Annotated in this window: 2 protein-coding genes; both read left to right on the forward strand. The window is 72.4% G+C overall.

What is annotated here, in order from left to right:
- Positions 1-414 (forward strand): DUF2878 domain-containing protein (locus D588_RS24860; RefSeq protein WP_017916475.1); only part of this gene is annotated, 414 nt, incomplete at its 5' end.
- Positions 411-1,193 (forward strand): DUF1295 domain-containing protein, encoded by a 783-nt coding sequence (locus tag D588_RS0114345; protein ID WP_017916476.1) that lies wholly within the window; start codon positions 411-413, stop codon positions 1,191-1,193. The genes D588_RS24860 and D588_RS0114345, both read left to right, overlap by 4 nt.
- Positions 1,194-1,261 lie beyond the last annotated feature (68 nt).

Here is a 1,261-nt window from a genome sequence, read left to right on the forward strand (position 1 = left end):
CGCCGCGCGCATGGCGACGCCGCGCTGATCGCCCTGGCGTTGCCGCTGGGTGCCGGTGTCGATGCGGCCATGCGCGCCGGCGACTGGGTGCGCTACGCCGCCGCGCCGCCGGCACCGTGGCCGCCGCTGTGGATCCTGGCGCTGTGGGCCGGCTTCGCGCTGACCTTCCAGCACTCGCTGGCCTGGGTGATGCGCCATCCCTGGCGCGCGGCGCTGTTCGGCGCCATTGGCGGCCCGCTGGGCTATGTGCTGGCCGCGCGCGGCTGGCAGGCGGTGACGCTGGTGGCACCCACGCCGCAGGCGCTGCTGGCGCTGGCTGTGGGCTGGGCCGCGGCGCTGACCTTGCTGAGCCTGGCGACGCGCCGCCTGATGGTCGCCACGCCGGCGCTGCCGGCCACCGGAGCGGTGCGATGAACGCCTGGCCGCTCCTGCATGTGGGCGTGTTCACCGTGCTGGTCATGCTCGCCGGCTGGGCCTGGCAGCGGCGCACCCGCAATGCCGGCGTGGTCGATGTGCTGTGGTCGGCCTGCATGGCGCTGACCGCGGTGTACTGCGCCTGGCGCGCCGATGGTGCGCTGCTGCCGCGGGTACTGACCGCGGTGCTGGGTGGGCTGTGGGGCGCGCGCCTGGCCTGGCATCTGGGCGTACGCGTGTTCGGCGATGCGCACGAAGACGGCCGCTATCGTGCCCTGCGCGAGCACTGGCACGGCGACCAGCGCAAGTTCCTGGCGTTCTTCCTCGGCCAGGCGCTGGTGGTGCTGGCGTTCGCGGTGCCGCTGTCGGTGGCCGCGCACAATCCGCAGCCGCAGTGGAGCGCGTGGACCACGTTGGCGGTCGCGACCTGGCTGATCGCGGTCGGCGGGGAAAGCCTGGCCGACCGGCAACTGGCCGCGTTCCGCACCGACCCTGCGAACAAAGGCAAGACCTGCCGCCAAGGCCTGTGGCGCTATTCGCGGCATCCGAACTACTTCTTCGAATTCGTGCACTGGTTCGCCTACGTGTTCCTGGCAGTGGGCAGCGGCGCGCTGTGGGTCGGCGTGGCCGCGCTGGGCCCGTTGCTGATGTTCGCCTTCCTCTATCGCGTCACCGGCATTCCCTATACCGAACAGCAAGCGCTGCGCTCGCGCGGCCGCGACTACGCCGACTACCAGCGCAGCACCAGCGCCTTCTTCCCCATGCCGCCGCGGCACTGAGCCGCGCGAGGAGATCCGCCATGTCCAGTACCTTCGCCACCTCTTCCCCGCCTGCCGCGCCGGCCGAG

Source organism: Xanthomonas sp. SHU 308, assembly GCF_000364645.1.
Classification (GTDB): domain Bacteria; phylum Pseudomonadota; class Gammaproteobacteria; order Xanthomonadales; family Xanthomonadaceae; genus Xanthomonas_A; species Xanthomonas_A sontii.

Bases quoted from the DNA above. Each gene is read 5' to 3' on its own strand.
- D588_RS0114345 (WP_017916476.1), top strand. From the start codon at position 411: ATGAACGCCTGGCCGCTCCTGCATGTGGGCGTGTTCACCGTGCTGGTC.